This is a genomic window from Streptomyces sp. XM4193 (assembly GCF_023072595.1).
GTDB lineage: Bacteria > Actinomycetota > Actinomycetes > Streptomycetales > Streptomycetaceae > Streptomyces.
In genome coordinates this window covers 140,395-159,978 of sequence record NZ_JALLGK010000003.1, presented here as the reverse complement: position 1 = coordinate 159,978, position 19,584 = coordinate 140,395, and the positions used below count along the sequence as shown (strand labels likewise).

Below are 19,584 nucleotides of genomic sequence, written 5' to 3'. Positions count from 1 at the left end.
CTCGGTTGCACGGGCGGAAGGTGGACCGGTCGGTACGGGTCAGGTGCGCGGCGGCCGGACCGGCGGCACGTCTCCGGAGGGGGCGTCGCCGGAGGGGGCACGGTCCGTGGGTGCGGGTGCGGGTGCGGGTGCGGGTGCGGCGGTCGGCGCGTCGTCCGCGGGGACGTCCGCGGGGACGTGCGCCGTCTCGTCCTCGGGGGCGTCCTCGGGGGTCGGTGGGCCGACCACCGCCAGGAGGGTGCCCACCTCGACCTGGTCCCCGACGGCGACGTTCAGCGCGGTGAGCGAACCGCCGGCGGGGGCCGCGACGAGATGCTCCATCTTCATCGCCTCCAGCCACAGCAGCGGCCGGCCGGCCTCCACCGGCCCGCCCACCGCGAGCCCGTCGGCGATCCGGGTGACCGTGCCGGGCATCGGCGCCAGCAGCGAACCCGGCTCGGTGCGGGTGCTCGCGTCGGGGAAGCGGGAGACCTCGGTGAACGTCCAGGAGCCGAGTGCGCTGTCCACGCAGCGACTGCCGTCCGGGTACCGGGCGACGGTGAACCACCGCCGTACGCCTTCGAGTTCGAGTTCGACCCGGTCCGGATCGGCGTGCAGCAGCACCGTGCCCGGGTGGCCCGGCGCCCGCAGCCCGTCCCGGCCCAGCCGGTAGTCGACCGCGAACTCCTCGTCGTCCGGGCGGAGTCGGTAGCAGCGCCGCTGCGGCTGCGCCCGCACGTTGCGCCAGCCGCAGCCCACTCCCGCCACCGCGCCGGAACCGGACCGAACAGTGGTGCCGAACCGGGAGCGGCCCTGTGCGTCCGCCAGCGCCAGCGCCAACGCGGCGGTGTCCGCGCCGACTTCGCCGCTCGCGGCGCGCTCGCCCGGAGCGCGGAGCAGCGCCGTGAGGTGGCGGTCGTAGAAGCCGGTGTCGGGTGCACCGGCGAGGAACTCCGGATGCTGCAGCGTGGCGACGAGCAACTCCCGGTTGGTGACCGGCCCGTGGAGGCGCGCCGCGGCGAGCGCACCCGCCAGCTTGCGCACCGCGGCCTCCCGGGTCGGCGCGTGGGCGATCACCTTGGCGAGCATCGGGTCGTAGTACGGGGTCACGGTGTCGCCGTCGACGACCGCCGAGTCCACCCGCAGTCCGGGCAGTAGGGGCAGTTCGAAGCGGTGCACCGTGCCCACGCCCGGCTGCCAGTCGCGGGCCGGGTCCTCGGCGTAGAGCCGCGCCTCCACGGCGTGCCCGGTGGGCGGTGGCGGCTGTGCGGGCAGCGACTGCCCCTCGGCGACGGCGAGTTGGAGGGCGACAAGGTCGACGCCGTGGACCGCTTCGGTGACCGGGTGCTCCACCTGGAGGCGGGTGTTCATCTCCAGGAAGTACGGCCGCCCGTCGGGCGCGAGCAGGAACTCCACGGTGCCGGCGCCGGTGTAGCCGACCGCGCGGGCGGCCCGTACGGCGGCGGCGTGCAACTGCTCGCGCAGCTCCGGCTCCAGCCCTGGGGCCGGAGCCTCTTCGACGACCTTCTGATGCCGGCGCTGCACCGAGCAGTCCCGGGTGCCCAGTGCCCAGACGGTGCCGTGCGCGTCGGCGAGGATCTGCACCTCGACGTGGCGTCCGCGCTCGACCAGCGGCTCCAGGAAGACCTCGCCGTCCCCGAACGCGGCTGCCGCCTCCTGGGCGGCAGCCCCCAACTCGCCTTCCAGCGCGGCCGGTTCGCGCACCGCACGCATTCCGCGGCCACCGCCGCCGGCTGCCGCCTTCACCAGCAGCGGAAAGTCCCGCTCGGTGACGGCGGCCGGGTCCAGCGGTTCCAGCAGCGGTACGTCGGCGGTGCGCATCAGCTCCTTGGCGCGGGTCTTGACGGCCATCGCCCGGATCGCCGACGGCGGCGGACCCACCCACAACAGCCCTGCCTCCCGCACCTGTTCGGCGAAGTCGGCGCTCTCGGAGAGAAAGCCGTAGCCGGGGTGCACGGCGTCGGCGCCGGCCGTGAGCGCCGCCCGCACCAGCAGATCGCCGCGCAGATAGGTGTCGGCGGGGGCGTCTCCGGCGAGCCGCACCGCGGCGTCGGCCTCCAGGGTGTGCGCGGCCCGGGCGTCGGCGTCGGAGTGCACGGCGACGGTGGTGATGCCGAGCTCACGGCAGGTGCGGAAGACCCGCCGGGCGATCTCGCCGCGGTTGGCGACGAGGAGGCACTGGATCGAAGATGTGCTCACTGCTGCTGCCCCTCACATCCGGAAGACGCCGAAACCGCCCCGCACACCGCGCACTTCGGCGGTGTGGATCGCGGAGAGGCAGATGCCGAGTACGGTCCTGGTGTCGCGCGGGTCGATGACCCCGTCGTCGTAGAGCCGGCCGGAGAGGAAGTGCGGCAGCGACTCGGACTCGATCTGCTGTTCGACCATCGCCCGCAGCCCGGCGTCGGCCTCCTCGTCGTACGGCTTCCCCTTGGCGGCGGCCGACTCGCGCATCACGATCGACAGCACCCCGGCGAGCTGCTGGGGGCCCATCACCGCGGACTTGGCGCTCGGCCAGGCGAAGAGGAAGCGGGGGTCGTAGGCCCGGCCGCACATGCCGTAGTGGCCCGCGCCGTAGGAGGCGCCCATCAGGACCGACAGGTGGGGCACCCGGGAGTTGGAGACGGCGTTGATCATCATCGAGCCGTGTTTGATGATGCCGCCCTGCTCGTACTCGGTGCCGACCATGTAGCCGGTGGTGTTGTGCAGAAAGAGCAGCGGGATGTCGCGCTGGTTGGCCAGTTGGATGAACTGGGTGGCCTTCTGCGACTCCTCGCTGAAGAGCACACCGCGGGCGTTGGCGAGGATGCCGATCGGATAGCCGTGCAGCTGCGCCCACCCGGTGACCAGGGACGATCCGTACCTCGCCTTGAACTCGTCGAAGTCCGAGCCGTCCACGATCCGCGCGATCACCTCGCGCGGGTCGAAGGGTGTGCGGAGGTCGCCGGGCACGATGCCGAGCAGCTCCTCCTCGTCGTGCCTCGGCGGTTCGGCGGCGGGCGGATCGGCGTGCGCCTTGCGCCAGTTCAGACGTGCGACCACGCGCCGGGCGCGGTGCAGGGCGTCCGGCTCGTCCAGCGCGAAGTGGTCGGCCAGGCCCGAGGTGCGGGCGTGCATGTCGGCGCCGCCGAGCTCCTCGTCGTCGGCCTCCTCGCCGGTGGCCATCCGCACCAGCGGCGGGCCGCCGAGGAAGACCTTGGAGCGCTCCTTGACCATGATCACGTGGTCGGACATCCCCGGGATGTACGCGCCGCCGGCGGTGGAGTTGCCGAAGACGACGGCGACGGTGGGGATGCCGGCGGCGGAGAGCCGGGTGAGGTCCCGGAAGAGCGCGCCGCCGGGGATGAAGATCTCCTTCTGGCTGGGCAGGTCGGCGCCGCCGGACTCGACGAGGCTGATGCACGGCAACCTGTTGGCGTGCGCGATCTCGTTCGCCCGCAGCGCCTTCTTCAGCGTCCACGGGTTGCTGGCGCCGCCGCGCACCGTCGGGTCGTTGGCGGTGATCAGGCACTCGACGCCCTCCACCACCCCGATACCGGTGACCAGCGAGGCGCCGACGGTGTAGTCGCTGCCCCAGCCGGCCAGCGGCGACAGTTCGAGGAAGGGGGTGTCGGGGTCGAGCAGCAGCTCGATGCGCTCCCTGACCAGCAGCTTGCCGCGCTCCCGGTGGCGTTTGACGTACTTCTCGCCGCCGCCGGCCAACGCCTTGGCGTGCTCGGCGTCCAGCTCGGCGAGGCGTACGAGCATGGTTTCGCGGTGGGCGCCGTACTCGGGGTCGGCCGGGTCCAGCGCGGATGCCAGCACGGTCACAACAGCACCTCCGGGATGTCCAGTTCACGGGCGCGCAGCCATTCGCCGAGGGCCTTGGCCTGCGGGTCGAAGCGGGCCTGTGCGGCGACGCCCTCCCCCAACAGCCCCGCGACGGTGAAGTTCAGCGCGCGCAGATTCGGCAGCACATGGCGTACGACCTCCAACTGCGCCGTCTCCGGCAGGAGTTGGCGCAGCCGCTCGACGGTGAGCGTGTGGGCGAGCCAGCGCCAGCCGACGTCGTCGCGCGCCCAGAGACCGATGTTGGCGTCCCCGCCCTTGTCGCCGGAGCGCGCGCCGACGACCCGGCCGAGCGGCGCACGCCGGCAGGGGCCGTCCGGCAGCGGCTCCGGCAGCGCCGCGCCCGGCGCCTCGCGCACCTCGCCGGTGACGGGCGGCAGCGGCGCGGACTGCCGTGTCCCGTCCGGGAGCACGACCGTGTGCGGCACCTCCTCGACCGGCACCCGTGCGCTGCGGAACACCCCGTACGGGCTCGCCCGGCCCGGCGGCGCGGTGACGTGGAAGCCCGGGACGCTGCCGAGCGCCAGCTCGATCGCCGCGCCGCTGACCGCACGGCCGACCCGCTCGGGATCGGTGTCCCGCACCACCAGCCGCAGCAGCGCCGCGGCCTCCTCCTGCACCGCCGCGTCGCGGTGGTCGGTACGGGCCAGAGTCCAGCGCAGCTCGGCCGGCTCCCGGCCGCGCAACTCGGCGGCCACCTGCGATTTCAGCCAGGCCGCCTTCGCCTCGATGTCCAGGCCGGTCAGCACGAAGGTCACCTCGTTGCGGTGGCCGCCGAGCGCGGTGAGGCCGACCTTGAGCGTCGGCGGCGGCGGCTCGCCGCGCACCCCGTCGACACGGACCCGGTCGGGCCCGTCCTCGGTGAGACGCACGGTGTCCAGCCGGGTGGTGACATCGGGTCCGAGATAGCGAACGGGCCCGGTTTCGTAGAGGAGTTGGGCGGTGACCGTACCGGTGGTGACGGCGCCGCCGGTGCCCGGATGCTTGGTGATGACGCTGCTGCCGTCCGCGTGGATCTCGGCGAGCGGGAAGCCGAGTCGGCGCGCCGCGAGCGGGTTCTCGGCGCTGTCCAGCTCGGTGAAGAACGCGTAGTTGCCGCCGGTGGCCTGGGTGCCGCACTCCAGGACATGGCCTGCGACGGTGGCGCCGGCCAGCTCGTCCCAGTCGCCCAGCTCCCAGCCGTGATGGGCCGCCGCCGCGCCCGTCACCATGGCGGCGTCGGTGATCCGGCCGGTCACGACGAGGTCGGCACCGGCCCGCAGCGCGGCGGTCACCCCGGCGCCGCCGAGGTAGGCGTTGGCGGTCAACACGCCCTCGCCCCAGCCTCGTTGGAGCAGATCGTCACCCTCGACCCGGGCGATGCGGACCGGCACCCCGAGGCGTTCGGCGAGCGCGCGGACCGCCTCGGCGAGACCGGCCGGGTTGAGCCCACCGGCGTTGGTGACCAGCTTGACGTCCCGCTCGCGAGCGAGCACCAGCGTCTCTTCCAACTGCCGGACGTAGGTCCGCGCCCAGCCGCGCTCCGGGTCCTTCAACCGGTCGCGGCCGAGGATGAGCATGGTCAGCTCGGCCAGGTAGTCCCCGGTCAGCACGTCGAGCGGACCGCCTTCGAGCATCTCGCGCATCGCGTCGAAGCGGTCGCCGTAGAACCCGGAAGCGTTGCCGATACGCAGCACGTCGGTTCCTCCTCGGTGGACGCCCGGTCAGCGTGACAGCCGGAGAAGAAACAATCAAGCGTGCTTGTTCTTTTGTTTCACGGACACCGCCCCGCTCCGCGCGGCCTGTTCTCCTGGTTCGGCACCGCTCGCTCCGTGCGACCCGTTGACCTCTCGCGGTGCCCGCGCGGGGCCGGGCCGCCGCACCGGGAGCCCCGCCTCAACGCCCCTCGCGCAGCTCCCACGCCCGGTGGCCCTGCAACTCGGTGAGCCGACGGACCACCACGATCGTCAGGATCAGCAGGGGAATCCAGAGCAGGTTGAGCACGATCGCCCAGTCGGCCATCGAGATCATCAGATCGAAGTCGACGAGGTTGGCCTCCCGGTCCGGCGCCCCCTCCATCGCCGCCGCGACCCCGTAGAGCCCGAGCCCGGCGAAGCCGCTCACCACGTACATCGCCCACCACCAGCGCAGCAGCACCTGGCCTTGCCACGCGTGCCCGGCGCTCCAACTGCGCAGATCCGACTCGTGGTCGGGGCCCCGGTGAAGCGAGGCGTGCCAGACGTCGCGGGCGATCTGGTAGGGAAGCACCCAGAAGGCGAGCGGAATGAACCAGCCGCCGACCGCCATCCCCGTCGAGTAGCGGCACTCCCCCGGCCTGAACGCCTCCGCGTTGCTCCGCACATGCCAGAACCAGGTGATCAGCAGCGCGATGAACACCAACAGCATCAGCGAGTCCAGGCCCATCAGCAGGCCGACGCTGCCCAGCACCGCGTCGATCTCCTCCCAGTCGGCCCAGTTCTTCTCCTTCCACTGCGAGATCTCGCCCGAGTGACCGGCGAAGGCGAGCACGATCCCGCACTTCAACGCGGTGTACAGGCCGAGCACCCAGTACAGCGCGGTGGCCCAGGCGTACGGCGAGCGCACCGCAGGCCGAGCACCGCCCCAGCCGGCCGGCACCGCGCGGTGCACACCGGAGGGCGGCGCGACGTAGTGGGCGCCCGCTCGTACGACGTGATCCGGCGGCACCGGCGCGGCAGGCGGCACCGGCGCGGCAGGCGGCACCGGCGCGGCAGGCGGCTCCGGCTGCGGCGGTACGGGCGAGGGCGGTACGGGCGGGACCGACGGCGTCTGTCGGGGCTGCGGGCGCGACGGTGGCCGGGACGGCGGGGGCGACTGCGACGGCCGGGCGGGCGCGCCGGTCTCCACCCGGGTGGGCGGGGGCGGTTGCGGCGCGACGGTCTCGTCCGCCGCCCCGGAGTCCGCCGCTCGGGAGGCGGCGGCTCGGGGGTCGTCCGCTGCTCGGGGGCCGGCGATTCGAGGGTCCGCGGCGCCGCGACGGCCGGGCCCGGCGCCCGAGCCGGGGCCGGCGTCGGCCGCTGCGGGGTCGGGGCCGGCGTCCGCTGCGGGGTCGGGGCCGGCGTCCGCCGGGCCGCCCTCGGGGCCTGCTGCGGTGGCGCCTTCGGGGACGGTCTCGTCGGCGCGCCAGACTCCCCGGGTCACCGCGTACTGCGCGATCCTCGCCACCTCGACCAGGGCCCGCGCGGGCAACCAGGGCTCCGAAGTGACGCCCGTCCCGGGCCCGTTGGCCGCGTGCTCGGCCAACTCGTCCACGAGAGCGTCGACTTCAGGACGGGCAGCGGCGTCCTTCGCCAGACATGCGGTGATAAGTGTGTGCAACTCCTGTGGCACATCGCTCAGTTCGGGCTCGTCCTGGACCACCGCGAACATCAACGCGTACTGGTTGGCGGTGTCGTCGATCGGGAAGGGCAGCCGACCGGTGGTCGCGAAGACGAGCACCCCGCCCAGACAGAACACGTCCGTCGCCGAGGTCACATGCCTGCCGAGCACCTGCTCGGGCGACATGTAGCCGGGCGAGCCGACCGAGGCGCCCGTACGTGTGAGGCCTCCGGTGGTGGAGGCGTCCACCAGCCGCGCGACACCGAAGTCGACCAGCCGAGGGCCGTCCACGCCCATCATCACGTTCGACGGTTTGAGGTCCCGGTGCACCAGCCCCGCCCCGTGCACCGCGTCCAGCGCCCGAGCCAGCCCCGCCCCCAGGGCAGCGGCGCTGCGCACGGGCAACGGGCCCTGGCCCGCGACGAGTTCCTGCAGGGAGGGGCCGGGCACGAACTCCGTGGCCACCCACGGCTCCCGCCCTTCCGCGCCCGGCTCCGAGTCGAGGACGCGCGCGGTCCACGGCGAGTCGACACGTCCCGCGTGCTCGATCTCCCGGACGAACCGCGCCCGGAAACCGTCCTCCCGCGAGGCGTCCGCACGGATCGCCTTCAGCGCGACCCGCTGCCCGCGGGCGTCCTGGGCGAGGTAGACCGTACCCATCCCGCCCTCGCCGAGCCGCGCCAACAGCCGGTACGGGCCGATCCGTTGCGGATCGACACTCCTGAGCGCCTGCACCGTGCTCCCCCTTCGCCCCCGGGCCCGGAACACTGTGCCCGCACCCCGAAAAGATCATCGCACCCGTCCAATGAAGCCAAAAGCCTCATGCGGGAGGGAAGAGGCGAGAAGACGGACACGCGACACGCCCCGGCCCAACACCCGGGCGCACACCGGCCGTTCACCCCGCCTCGCCCACACCCGCCGGCCCGCACGCCTTCACCCGTACCCCCGCCCGCACGTCTCCGCCCGATCGCCCGCACCCGTACGCCCGCACCCGTACGCCCGCAGGCCCGCACCCCGTGCGCAGTCACCCCGCAGTCGCCCCGCAGCCGACCGCCGGTCAGGCCGCCACGGGCTTGACCAGGCCCACCACGCCGTCCCCGTGGACGTCGGGCAGCGGAACGTAGCCCTGGCGGCGGTAGAGGGAGAGGTTGCGGTGGCTGGCGGCCCCGGTGGTCAGGACGATGCGGGCGCAGTCTCCGCCGGCCGACTCGGCCGCGCGCAGCAGCCAGCGCCCCACACCTCGTCCGCGCAGGTCGGGGGCGACGGCGAGCCGCCCCACGTGCAGGTCGGCGCCGTCGCGCCGGGTGCGGACCATGCCGAGGAGACGGCCGTGGCGCCAGAGGCCCGTCGTGTGCCAACCGCCCAGCCAGTCGCGGACATCGGCCGGTGACTCGTGGAGCGCCGGAATCGCCAGGGTGTCGTTGGCGATCGCCTCCTCCGTCCAGCAGCAGCGCTGGAGCACGGTCACCTCGTGCGCGTCGTCGGGGCGGAGCCGTCGCGCGTACGAACCGGGCAGCGGCCCTTCGACCGAGGTGGCGTGCGCCTGCTCCCGCATCGGCGTCAACGCCCTTGCGAGGTTTGCCAGTTCGACCAACAGACCGCGGGCGGCTTCCGCGTGGCGCGCCGCGGGCTCCAGCCGGTCGCCGGGCATGGCGTCCGCGATCCGCAGCGCCACGGTGGCCCCCAGCGGGACCAACCGCAGCGTCGTCACCACCTGCTTCGCGTGCTGGACCGCGCGGGTTCCGGCCGAGGTGTGGCCGTAGCTGACGAAGCCCACCGGCTTCCAGGCCCACTCGGGCCCCAGGAAGTCCAGGGCGTTCTTGAGCGTCGCGGGCATCCCGTAGTTGTACTCGGGCGTCACGACGACGAAGCCGTCCGCCTCGTCCACGATCCGGCTCCAGCGACGGGTGTGTTCGTGGTGGTGGACGCCGGTGGAGGGGTGCTCCTCCTCGTCGAGGAACGGCAGGTCGAGATCGCCGAGGGAGACGGGGACGAGGTCCACGCCCAGGCTCTCGGCGCTCGACCCGAGTGAGTCGGTCAGCCACTGCCCGACGAGCGGACCGAGCGCCCGGGGGCGGGTGCTGCACACCAGAACGAGGACACGGAGGCGTTTCATTGTCATGGAAATGAAATTAACCGGTAGCTTGGTTACATGTCAACGAACGAGGATGCTCCACCCGTCGACTGGCTGACGTCCGAGGAGGAACGCGACTGGCGGGCGTATCTGCGCATGGTCACCGCCGTCCAGGTCCGCACCGCGCAGGACCTGGCCGAACTCGGCCTCTCCGAACCGGACTACGAGGTGCTCAGCACCCTGTCCGAGCACCCGGACGGCACCAGCCCGCTGCACGCGCAGGCGGCCAAGATGGGCTGGTCGCGCAGCCGGCTGTCGCGGCACACCTCCCGCATGGAGGCCCGCGGCCTCATCCGCCGCGACCCCGACCCGTCCGACGGACGCGGCTGCCTGCTCACCCTCACCGCGACCGGCCGGGACACCCTCCGGGAGGCCGCCCCCTCCCACGTCGCCTCCGTGCGCCGGCACTTCGTCGACCGCCTCACCCCCGACGAGCTCACCACCCTCGGCCGCATCGCACAGAAGCTCACCTCCGAGAGCTAGGCCCGCCCGAGCGCGGTCACCCCGCCCGAGCGCCGAGCACCGAACGCACCGAGCGCCGGACCCCGTCAACAGCCCCCTTCCTCACGGAAGTTCCTCGGCGCGGGTGGTGTGGAGGCCTTCGGCGAGGACCTCGGCCAGGTGGCGGCTGCGGAGGCCGGCGAGCTGCTGCAGCTGGGTGCGGCAGGAGTAGCCGTCCGCGAGGAGTTCGGTGCCGGGTTCGGCGGCGCGTACGGCGGGCAGCAGGGTGTCCTCGGCGCAGGCGGCGGAGACCTCGTAATGGCCCTTCTCGAAGCCGAAGTTGCCCGCCAGTCCGCAGCAGCCCGCGGACAACTGGCCGGTGAGGCCCGCGCGTTCGCGCAGTTCACGGTCGGCGCGGTCGCCGAGCACGGCGTGCTGGTGGCAGTGGTTCTGGCCGGCGACGGGCCGGTCCAGCCTCGGCGGCTGCCAGTCGGGGGCGCAGCTCTCCAGCGTCTCGGCGAACGTTCGCACCAGGCCGGCGAGTCGGGCGGCGCGCGGGTCGTCCGGCAGGAGTTCGGGCAGGTCAGTGCGGAGCGCCGCGGCGCACGGCGGCTCCAGTACGGCGACGGGCAGCCCGGCGCGGATCGCCGGCTCCATCACGTCCAGGGTGTGGGTCAACGTGGCGCGGGCCAGGTCGAGTTGACCGGTGGTGACGTACGTCAGCCCGCAGCAGACCGGTTTGGGCGGCACCGCGATCCGCAGCCCCGCGTCGTGGAAGACCTCGACCGCGGCCTCACCGGCTTCCGGGGAGAGGTGGTTGGTGAAGGTGTCCGGCCACAGCACGACCCGCTGTCCGTCGCCGTGCTCGCGGCGGTCCCCGCGCCCCCGCCACCGGCGGACGAAGGAGCGCGCGGCGACTTCGGGGATGTCGCGTTCCGGTGCGATTCCGCCCAGTCGTTTGGCGACGGCGGCCAGCGGGGTGCGGGCGAGCAGGTTGAGCAGCGGTGCGGCGCGCAGGACGTCGGTCAGGCGCAGCCAGAGCGGAAGCCGGCCCATCGCGTAGTGCGCTGCCGGACGCAGGCGTCCGCGGTAGCGCTGGTGCAGGAACTCGGCCTTGTAGGTGGCCATGTCGACGCCGACCGGGCAGTCGCTGCGGCAGCCCTTGCAGGACAGGCAGAGGTCGAGGGCCTCGTCGACCTCGTCGGACTGCCAGCCGTCCTTGACGACGTCGCCGGCGAGCATCTCGTGCAGCAGTCGGGCCCGGCCGCGGGTGGAGTGCTGCTCCTCGCCGGTGGCCCGGAAGGAGGGGCACATGACGCCCGCGCCCGCGCTGGTGTTCCGGCATTTGGCGACGCCCACGCAGCGGCGGACGGCGGCCGAGAAGTCGCCGCCGTCGTGCGGGTAGGCGAAGGCGGTCTCGGGCGGCGTGCGGGGCAGGACTTCGAAGCGGAGGTTCTCGTCCAGTCGGTGCGGGCGGGCGAGGATTCCCGGGTTGAGCATGTTCGTCGGGTCCCAGAGGTCTTTGAACTCACCGAAGACGCGCACGAGTTCGGGCCCGTACATGGTGGGCAGCAGCTCGGCGCGGGCCTGTCCGTCGCCGTGCTCGCCGGAGAGCGAACCGCCGTGCGCCACCACTGTCTTGGCCAGTTCGGTGCTGAACTTTCGGAATACAGCGATGCCCTGATCGCTCATCAGGTCGAAGTCGATCCGCACATGGATGCAGCCGTCGCCGAAGTGGCCGTACGGCAGTCCGCGCAGCCCGTACTCGGTGAGCAGCGCGCGGAAGTCCCGCAGATAGGCGCCGAGTCGGGCGGGCGGGACCGCGCAGTCCTCCCAGCCGGGCCACGCCTCGCTGCCGTCCGCCAGCCGGGTTCCGGTGCCGGAGGCGTCCTCGCGGATGCGCCACAGCGCGCGCTGGGCTGCGGGTTCGACGATCAGCGCGTGGTCGGTCGTGCCGTCCGAGGCCGCGGCGGTGCACAGCTGCTCGGCGGCGGACCGCGCGGCGCCCTCGTCGGATCCGCCCACCTCGACGAAGAGCCAGGCGCCGCCGCGCGGCAGCGAGGCGCGGGCGGAGGGGCCGACCAGATCGTTCGCCATGCCCTCGACGGTCAGCGGCCCGTGCGTCAGCAGTGCGGACGCCGCCTCGGCCGCGGCGGTCTCGTCCGGGTAGCCGAGCACCGCGAGCACCCGGGCGGCCGGGGTCTGCACCAGGGTGACCCGGGCCTCGGTGAGCAGCGCGAGGGTGCCCTCGCTGCCGCAGTGCGCACGTGCCCAGTTCTCGCCGTTCTCGGGCAGCAGGGCGTCGAGCGCGTAGCCGGAGATGCGGCGCGGCAGTTCCGGGAACCCGGTGCGCAGCCGGGCGAGTTCGCGCGCCACCAGTGCGGTGACCGGCTCCCGCAGCGCGGCCGGCACGCCCTCGCCGCCGGGTGCGAGGCGGGCGGGGGTGCCGTCGGCGGTGAGGACGTCGAGGTGCTGGACGTTGTCGGCGGTGGTGCCCCACGCGACGGAGTGCGCGCCGCAGGAGTTGTTGCCGATCATCCCGCCGAGGGTGCAGCGGCTGTGGGTGGAGGGGTCGGGCCCGAAGGTGAGGCCGTGGACGGAGGCCGCGTCCCGCAGAGTGTCGAGGATGACGCCGGGCTGCACGACGGCCGAGCCGGCGTGCGGGTCCAGGGAGAGGATGCGGTTCATGTACCGGGTGAAGTCCAGTACGACGCCGGTCCCCGTCGCCTGCCCGGCGATGCTGGTGCCCGCGCCGCGCGCCACGATCGGGGTGTCGTGCGCACGGCAGACGGCCAGCGCCGCGGCCACGTCCTCCGCGTCCCTGGGCGCGACCACACCGACGGGGACGCGGCGGTAGTTGGAGGCGTCCATCGTCATCAGGGCGCGACTCGCGGCATCGAACTCCACGTCGCCGCGCACGTTCTTCCGTAGCTCCGCTGCGAGATCCATCCCCACAGCGTGCACCCTCGCCACCGGCCGCACGCGGTATCCGGCGTCGCGCGTGTGATCCGTTCCGGCACTACTGCGCGGTAACCCCTTCGGCAGGTGCCCGGTCTCCGGACGAAATCGGCCAACCGGCAGAATACGCGGTTGGTGCATCGGCCAGCTGTGACTACGAGGGAATGAGTTCATGACCGCACGGATCAAGGGAGGCCAGGCAGCGACAGTCGTCGTACCGCTGCTCGCCGCCGTAATGCTCGTCCTCACCTGGGGGCGTGACCTGCCCGGAGTCATGATCGGCATCGCGGGCGTCGTGCTCGCCGGTGCCGTGTTGGCGGCCGTGCACCACGCCGAGGTCGTCGCCCACAAGGTCGGGGAGCCGTACGGCGCGCTGGTGCTCGCCGTCGCGGTGACGATCATCGAGGTGGCGCTCATCGTCACCCTGATGATGGACGGCGGGGAGAAGAGCGCCACGCTCGCCCGGGACACGGTCTTCGCGGCCGTGATGATCACCCTGAACGGCATCGTCGGCCTGTGTCTGCTGGTCGGCGCGCTGCGCCACCGGGTCGCGGTCTTCAACCCCGAGGGCACCGGCGCCGCGTTCGCCACCGTCGCCACGCTCGCCGGGCTGAGCCTGGTGCTGCCGACCTTCACCGAGAGCTCGCCCGGTCCGGCCTTCACCACCGGCCAGCTGGTCTTCGCGGCGGTCGCCTCGCTCGCCCTGTACGGCCTGTTCATCGCCACCCAGACGGCCAGGCACCGCGACTACTTCCTGCCCGTCACGCCCGAGGGCGAGGTCATCTCCTCCGAGGACGAGCACGCCGAGCCGCCGAGCGCCAAGGTCGCCTGGCAGTCGGTCGGCCTGCTGCTGGTCTCGCTGATCGCCGTCGTCGGTCTCGCCAAGGCGGTCTCGCCGGCCATCGAGTCCGGCGTCTCCGCGGCGGGCCTGGACGCGTCCGTGGTCGGCATCATCATCGCCCTGCTGGTCCTGCTGCCCGAGTCGATCGCCGCGGCCCGGGCAGCGCGCCGGGACCGGGTGCAGACCAGCCTCAACCTGGGCCTCGGCTCCGCGATGGCGAGCATCGGTCTGACGATTCCGGCCGTCACCATCGCCTCGATCTGGATGGACGGCCCGCTCCACCTGGGCCTGGGCGGCGTCCACATGGTGCTGCTGGCGCTCACCTTCGTCGTCGGCATCCTGACCGTCATCCCCGGCCGTTCGACCCCGCTCCAGGGCGGCGTCCACCTCTCGCTGCTCGCCGCGTACATCGCGCTGGCCGTCAGCCCCTGACCATCGTCGGATCGCGGCGCAGGCGCACCAGCCGCAGGCCGCGGGCCGCCGGCCGACTTCCGCGGACCGACCGCACCACGGCAGAGCCCCGCCGTCCCGTCACCCCCGACAGGACAGCGGGGCTCCGTCGTACCCGCCGGCGTCCCCCTGCGCCGACGGGCTCACCCGGCACCCCCGTACCGGGTGGCGTACGCCCGAGGTGGCCGCGGCGTACGTTCCGCACCGCGCGGGGCGTCCCGAACGGGCCGCGCCCGTACGCGGTCGTGCTGGGCGCGCCGACCGCACGCGCTGGTGGATGCGCGTGCTGGTCGGTGCGCACGGTGGTGGGTGCACGCGCCGGTCGGTGCGCGTGCCGATGGGTGCGCGTGGTCGGTGCGCACGGTGGTGGGTGCGCGGGATCAGATCGGCTTGGGGCACTTCCGGAGGGCGGCGGCCAGCTTGGCGGCCTCCGCCTTCTTCTTCGTGGCCTCGGCCTTGCGGCCCAGCTTCCAGAGCTTCTCGGCCTCGGCCTGGAGCGCGGCGATCTTCTTCGCCGTCTTCGCCCTGTCCTTGCAGACGGAAGCGGTCCCGAACTCCGCCGAATCGGACGCGGACACGGTGGACGCGGCAGGCGCGGCGTGGGCGGCGGGCGCGGTGAACGCGACCCCTCCGGCGAGCGCGGCGGTCAACAGCAGTGCGGATGCACGACGGCGCATGGTCTCTCCCCCTGAACTTCGTTTCCCCGACAAACAGTTGAGGTTGCGTCAGTTCTTCGCGACGCGTTCCTCCCCAACTGCTGCCCAAGACGTCACCCCGGTCCCGGCCGGTTGCAACAGCGACGTAACGACAGGTAACAGCGTTAGCACACAGGGGAGTTGACTTTCACCGTCCGTCATGAGCGGGGGCGCTGCGTCACTCCGACAACAGTTCGGCGGTGTGCAGGAAGCCCCGGCCCCACTCCTCCTCGCCCAGCGCGAGCAGATACAGACCGGTGGAGACACGTTCCGTGTACGCCCATTCCCAGACGGCGTCGGCCGCGACGCCGGTGGCCGCGGCGGCACCCAGGCAGGGGGAGCGCACCGTTCCCACCGGGTCCGGGGCGAGCGCCAACTCCCCGCACCCGTCCCGGAGTACGACTCCGAGGTCGTAGGCGGGGTCACCGACGAAGCCGTCCGGGTCGACGAAGACATGGCCCGGCTCCGCACCGCTGCGCGGTGTGCGCACGGCCAGGGCGTTGCCCGGGTGCGGGTCGCCGTGCACCACGACGGCGCGCCCCGGGTCCCACGCCTCGGCGCGCCTACGGGCGTACGTCCGTGCCCGTGCCACGACGCGCTCCGGGCAGGGACGGTCCAGCTCCTGCCACAACTGCTCGATCAGCGCGAGGAGTTCGGCCGCCTTCCGGTCCGCGGACGGTACGGCGTCCGCGGGCGGCGGCTGCCAGGCGCGGCGCAGGGTCGCGCACAGCACCTCGATCACCCACCGCGCACGGCCGGCCTCCCGCTGTCCGGACGCTGCCGCCCGCTCGTCGAGCGAGGGCCCCAGGGCCTCCAGCAGCGCGGCCCCACCGTCGGGATCGGACGCCAGCACCGCGACGTACCCCCGCCCCCGCGCCGCGGTGAGCGTGCGCAGTTCGTCGGCGAACCGCCCACCGGGCGGGGCGAGTTTGAGCACCGCCTCCTCGCCCGTTCCCCGCCGCCCCCGTACGACGTACGCCTCGCTGCCGCCCGGCAGTGCGGCCTCGGCGGTGAAGTCCCAGGCACGTTCGCACTCCCGGACGCGCCCCGCCAGCTCCGTGAGCCACCGTTCGCCCGCCGGCCCCGACCGCTCGACCTTGCTCCGCAGCAGATCGCTCACCACCGGCTCCCGCATCCCCCGCCACCCCCGTCCACATCACGCCGTCGCACCTTCGCGCATTCGCGCCGTTCGCGCCGTTCGCGCCGTTCGCGCCGTCGCCGTTCGGCCGCTTCCGCCGGGCAGCGTATCCAGCGGCCCACCACCCGCCCTGCACCTTCCCGGCACCGGGCGGCCGGGTCCGCACACGGCGCCGCTGCCTAAGCTCGGGGCATGCTCCTGTGGATCAACGGGCCGTACGGCGGCGGCAAGACGCAGACCGCGCACGAGTTGCACCGGCGACTGCCGGGCAGCGTCGTGTGCGACCCCGAGGAGGTCGGCTACGGCCTGCACCGGATGACGCCGCCCGCGCTGCGCGAGGACTTCCAGCACCTGCCGGCCTGGCGCAGCGGGGTCTTCGAGGTGCTGGACCTGGTGCTGCGCAAGCAGCGCGAGGAGGGACGGCCGGGACCGGTCATCGCCCCGATGACCGTGTACGAGCCGCGGTACTTCCGGGAGACGGTCGGACGGCTGCGCGAAGCGGGCCACGACGTACGGCACTTCGGGCTGCTCGCCGAACGCGGCACGGTGCTGGACCGGCTGAGCGGACGCGGGCTCGGCCGGGTCCTCGGCAGGCAGCGGGCGCTGCAACGGGAGAGCTGGGCGGTCGACCGGCTGGACCTGTGTGTCGAGCGGCTGCGGGAGCCGGAGTTCCACGAGCAGCTGTGGACCGACGGGCTGACCGTGTCGACGGTCGCGGAACGGCTCGCCGCCGCGGCAGGGCTGGAGCTGGCACCCGACACCGCGAGCCCGGTGCGCGCATCGCTGCGGCGCGGCTGGACGAGCCTCAAGCACATCCGCCGGGTCTGACCCCGGCTCGGCCCCGCCGCCGCGCCCGTACCCCGTCGCGCCCGATCCCGTACCCGTACGGTCGCGGGCCGGGCGCCGCCGGGCCCTGTGCCGCGCCCGAACGGGGGGATTCGGCGCACGGCCGAGGGTTCGTGTCACATTTCGCCGGGCGGATCGGTCCTAGTGGTGAACACCTTCGGCAACCGAGCGAGGAGCACCCATGGAACCGCGTATGAACCTGATGTCCCAGCCCAAGGCGCTCAAGGCGATGGGCCACCTCGCCGCGGTGCACAAGGAGGTCGTGGACGCCGCGCTGTCCGCGACGACCGCGGAGCTGGTCAACATCCGCGCCAGCCAGATCAACGGCTGCGGCTTCTGCACCGATATGCACACCAAGGAGGCGACGGCCCGGGGCGAGACGGACGTACGGCTCCACCTGGTCGCGGTCTGGCGCGACGCCACCGTCTTCACCGAGGCCGAGCGCGCCGCCCTGGAGCTGACCGAGGAGGCCACCCGTATCGCCGACGCGGCGGGCGGCGTCCCGGACGAGGTCTGGGCGAACGCCGCGAAGCACTACGACGAGCAGCAACTGCTGGCGCTGGTCACGCAGATCGCGCTCATCAACGCCTACAACCGGCTCAATGTGGCCACCCGCAACACCGGGGGCAACTACACGGCCGGCCAGTTCGGCTGACCGCCCCGGGGCGGTCCGCAGACGCTCCACGGACGGAACGCCCCACTCGGCGGCGGGCCGCGCGCCCGTCACCCGAGCGGGGCGGCTCCGAGCGGGGCGGCTCCGGGCGCCCGGCACCCGGGCGGGGCGCCTCGCCGCGCGACGGTACGGCGACGGCGCCCCGCGGTGGGGGCGCGGCACGGCGGCGGACCAACCACAACTCTGTCTTAAGAATGAACTCGCCCTGTGGCCCCAGTCACACGCGCTTCCTAACATCGGGCCTCCGCCGGAGGGACACGGCGCCGAGCGAAGGAGCACGCCATGGGCCGCAGACCCAGCACACCGAGCAGACCGGACGGCGCCGCGGCACCGGACGGGGCGGCAGCCGACGGCGCACGGCGCTGGGGAGGCTCCGGCGCCCGGCGTCCGCGAGGGCCCGCCGGACGGATCGCGGCCCGCGCCGGGCTGCCCTCCGTGAGCAGCCGTCGGCGGCGTACGGCGTGGGCGGCGGTGCTGACCGGCACGGTGGCGGCCTCGCTGCTGGCCGCCCCCTCGTTCTCCTCCGCAACACCCGCAACACCCGCCGCGCCCGCCGGCGGTCCGTCCGCCGGCGGAAGCAGCGCGGAGGCCGCCGAGTGCCCGGACGGGCTCAAGGCCGCGGCCACCTGCTACGCGGGCAGGGACCACAACGGCGCGTACTACACCGTGGCGATTCCGGACGAGTGGAACCGTTCGCTCGTCGTCCACGCGCACGGCGGCCCCGGCCTCGGCGACGGCTCGGACCCCGAACGCAGCGTCGAGGACCTGGAGCGCTGGTCGGTGATGGTCGAGGAGGGGTACGCCTGGGTCGGCTCCTCCTACCGGCGCGGTGGCTACGGCACCAGGATGGCGGCCGCGGACACCGAGAACGTGCGGCGCGCGTTCGTCGCACAGTTCGGCGAACCGCGGCGCACCTATCTGCACGGCCAGTCCTGGGGCGGCAACGTGGCCGCCAAAGTCCTTGAGACGTACGGCGGTTCACGGTCCGCGGACGCGGCGCCGGGTACGGGCGGCGCGAGGTCCGGGCCGTACGACGGCGCGCTGATGACCAACGGGCTGCTGGCCGGCGGCTCGCGCGGCTACGACTTCCGCGTCGACCTGCGCGCCGTTTACCAGTTCTACTGCCAGAACCTCCCGCGCCCCTCGGAGCCGCAGTACCCGGTGTGGCAGGGGCTCCCGGCCGACTCGGACCTGACCACGGGCGAGGTGAACGCGCGGCTCCAGGAATGCACCGGCCACTCCTCGCAGCCCGCCGAACGCACCGCCGAGCAGCAGCGGAAGCTGACGGACATCCTCGCGGTCACCGGGGTGCCCGAGCATGAGCTCGCGTCCCATCTGCGCTTCTCCGTCTTCACCTTCCGCGACCTCGTCAACAACCGGCTGGACGGGCGAAACCCCTTCAGCAACAAGGGAGTTCGCTACTCGGGCTCCCACGACGACGCCGCGCTGAACGCGGGTGTCGAACGCTTCTCCGCGGACCGGAGCGCCGCCCGCGACCTCGCCTGGGACAGCGACCTCACCGGCCGGGTGGACGTCCCGGTCCTCACCCTGCACGCCATCGACGACCCCACCGTCTACGTGGAGAACGAGTCCGCCTACCGGTCGACCCTGCGCGCCGCACACCGCGGCCACCACCTGGTGCAGAGCTTCACCCGGGAGAGCGAGCACAGCGGACTGAGCGCGGCCGAGTACGCCAACTCCGTCACCGCGCTGGACAGTTGGGTCCGCGACGGTCGGCGGCCCACGCCCCGCTCACTCGCGGCCTCCTGCGCGGACTTCGACCAGAAGTACGACACCGGCTGCTTCTACGATCCGACCTACCGCCCCGCCCCGTACTCCTCACGGGTCAACGCCCGCCCGGGCGGCCACCGTTGGCCCGCGATGACCTCGGCGCAGGAGCGCCGGTGGTCCAAGATCGAAGGCATCGGCATCGCCCCCTGAGCCGGTGGGCCCGACAGGCGGGACTCGGCCGCACGAGGCCCCGCGACGGACAGACGGGACGCACCCACACCCCGCCGCGTACGTCACCTCCGCCCCACACGCCCTGTACGCCCCGTACGACGCCACCCACCGCAGGACGCTCCCGCCGCGCCCCGTTTCCGGCACCTCGCCGGAGGCGGGGCGCGGCGGCGTGTCCGCACGGGCGGACGGGCCGGTTCGGGCTGCATGGATTCTTCACAGCATGAGGGTGGGCCCCACCGGGTACCTTGTTATACATTCCGTCTAACAAGCGATCGGTCGACC

Annotated in this window: 13 protein-coding genes; 5 read left to right on the top strand and 8 right to left on the bottom strand. The window is 73.4% G+C overall.

Annotation, left to right across the window (positions count from 1 at the left end; genetic code table 11):
* Positions 1-39: 39 nt before the first annotated feature.
* From MTQ01_RS11875 to MTQ01_RS11855, 5 genes are all read right to left on the bottom strand, one after another.
* Positions 40-2,199: a biotin carboxylase N-terminal domain-containing protein gene (locus MTQ01_RS11875; RefSeq protein WP_247489478.1), complete on the bottom strand. Its 2,160-nt coding sequence runs from the start codon at positions 2,197-2,199 to the stop codon at positions 40-42.
* A gap of 12 nt (positions 2,200-2,211) precedes the next feature.
* Positions 2,212-3,810: a carboxyl transferase domain-containing protein gene (locus tag MTQ01_RS11870; protein ID WP_247489475.1), complete on the bottom strand. Its 1,599-nt coding sequence runs from the start codon at positions 3,808-3,810 to the stop codon at positions 2,212-2,214.
* Positions 3,807-5,504, bottom strand: a complete 1,698-nt coding sequence (locus MTQ01_RS11865) for an acyclic terpene utilization AtuA family protein (protein ID WP_308294387.1) — start codon at positions 5,502-5,504, stop codon at positions 3,807-3,809. Before MTQ01_RS11865 ends, MTQ01_RS11870 begins: the two co-directional genes overlap by 4 nt.
* Before the next feature lie 199 nt (positions 5,505-5,703).
* Entirely contained in the window at positions 5,704-7,899 is a 2,196-nt protein-coding gene (locus tag MTQ01_RS11860) for a protein kinase (protein WP_247489473.1), read from the bottom strand.
* 322 nt (positions 7,900-8,221) lie between these two features.
* Positions 8,222-9,286, bottom strand: coding sequence for a GNAT family N-acetyltransferase (locus MTQ01_RS11855; RefSeq protein ID WP_247489472.1), 1,065 nt, complete (start codon positions 9,284-9,286; stop codon positions 8,222-8,224).
* Between the two features lie 30 nt (positions 9,287-9,316).
* Here MTQ01_RS11855 and MTQ01_RS11850 point away from each other — a divergent pair, with 30 nt between their 5' ends.
* Positions 9,317-9,781 (top strand): MarR family winged helix-turn-helix transcriptional regulator, encoded by a 465-nt coding sequence (locus MTQ01_RS11850; protein ID WP_247489470.1) that lies wholly within the window; start codon positions 9,317-9,319, stop codon positions 9,779-9,781.
* 81 nt (positions 9,782-9,862) lie between these two features.
* On the opposite strand, the gene MTQ01_RS11845 is transcribed toward MTQ01_RS11850, so the two are convergent.
* Positions 9,863-12,688 carry an FAD-binding and (Fe-S)-binding domain-containing protein gene (locus MTQ01_RS11845; protein ID WP_247489468.1) on the bottom strand — a complete coding sequence of 942 codons (2,826 nt, stop codon included), beginning with the start codon at positions 12,686-12,688 and terminating at the stop codon, positions 9,863-9,865.
* Between the two features lie 181 nt (positions 12,689-12,869).
* Between MTQ01_RS11845 and MTQ01_RS11840 the strand changes: the two genes are divergently transcribed.
* Positions 12,870-13,970: a calcium:proton antiporter gene (locus MTQ01_RS11840; protein ID WP_247489466.1), complete on the top strand. Its 1,101-nt coding sequence runs from the start codon at positions 12,870-12,872 to the stop codon at positions 13,968-13,970.
* A 398-nt stretch (positions 13,971-14,368) separates the two neighbouring features.
* On the opposite strand, the gene MTQ01_RS11835 is transcribed toward MTQ01_RS11840, so the two are convergent.
* Positions 14,369-14,665, bottom strand: a complete 297-nt coding sequence (locus MTQ01_RS11835) for a hypothetical protein (RefSeq protein ID WP_247489464.1) — start codon at positions 14,663-14,665, stop codon at positions 14,369-14,371.
* Positions 14,666-14,861: 196 nt separating this feature from the next.
* Positions 14,862-15,803, bottom strand: a complete 942-nt coding sequence (locus tag MTQ01_RS11830; protein ID WP_247489461.1) for an aminoglycoside phosphotransferase family protein — start codon at positions 15,801-15,803, stop codon at positions 14,862-14,864.
* Between the two features lie 210 nt (positions 15,804-16,013).
* On the opposite strand from MTQ01_RS11830, the gene MTQ01_RS11825 reads away from it, so the two are divergent.
* From MTQ01_RS11825 to MTQ01_RS11815, 3 genes are all read left to right on the top strand, one after another.
* On the top strand, positions 16,014-16,649 hold the full coding sequence (locus MTQ01_RS11825; protein ID WP_247489459.1) for an AAA family ATPase: 636 nt from the start codon (positions 16,014-16,016) through the stop codon (positions 16,647-16,649).
* Between the two features lie 199 nt (positions 16,650-16,848).
* Positions 16,849-17,322 (top strand): carboxymuconolactone decarboxylase family protein, encoded by a 474-nt coding sequence (locus MTQ01_RS11820; RefSeq protein WP_247489457.1) that lies wholly within the window; start codon positions 16,849-16,851, stop codon positions 17,320-17,322.
* A 300-nt stretch (positions 17,323-17,622) separates the two neighbouring features.
* Positions 17,623-19,281, top strand: coding sequence for a S9 family peptidase (locus MTQ01_RS11815; protein WP_247489455.1), 1,659 nt, complete (start codon positions 17,623-17,625; stop codon positions 19,279-19,281).
* Positions 19,282-19,584 lie beyond the last annotated feature (303 nt).